We start from the raw sequence: 675 nt of genomic DNA, 5'->3' as shown, positions 1-675 counted from the left end.
CGGTGCTCCTCGGCGTCCGGGCCCTCGCGGTCCGGATCCGCGACCGCGTGCACGTCCACCCCGATACCCGTGCGGGGCAGCGGGAACGGGAGGGCCGGGCGGTCGGCGGGGGCGGTGTCCTGCGGGGCGGCGTTCTCGGTCATGACAGGCTCCTGCGGGCGATGAGGGCGGCGGCCGTCTCCAGGTCCGCCGGGGTGGTGATCTTGAAGGCGTCGGCATGGCCGGGGACCACGCGGACGGCATGCCCGGCGGCCTCCATGACCATCGCGTCGTCCGTGAGGGCGGCGGCGTCCAGCTCCGGATCGCGGCGCACCTGCTCGTGCGCGGCCAGCAGCGCGTCCAGGTCGAAGCCCTGCGGCGTCTGCACCGCCCGCAGCGTGGCCCGGGAGGGAGTCCCGACGACGGTCTCCGCGCCGTCCGCGTCCACCCTCACCTCCTTGACGGTGTCCGTCACCGGCACCGCCGGGATCACGGCGTCGGCGGAGCCGAGCGCCGCGACGACCGCCGCGAAGACGGACGGGGGCGTGAACGGCCGGGCCGCGTCGTGGACGAGCACGAGGTGACGGTCGGCGTGGAGGTGAGTGCCGTCGTCGTGAAGGGGGTCCGGGGAGGACGTGCCGGGGGCGGGAGTCCGGGGTCTGCGGCGCCCAGCAGGCGGGCGACCTCGGCCAGGCC

The 675-nt window shown here is 76.6% G+C and carries 1 protein-coding gene; it reads right to left on the bottom strand.

Features of this window, described 5'->3' with window-relative positions:
• Positions 1-139: 139 nt before the first annotated feature.
• The coding region (locus tag AC2W7A_RS13145; protein WP_485991710.1) for an IspD/TarI family cytidylyltransferase at positions 140-675 on the bottom strand (536 nt) is incomplete at its 5' end.

This window comes from Micrococcus sp. LASM2_SD2 (assembly GCF_057364565.1).
This window is presented reverse-complemented; position numbering and strand designations above follow the sequence as displayed.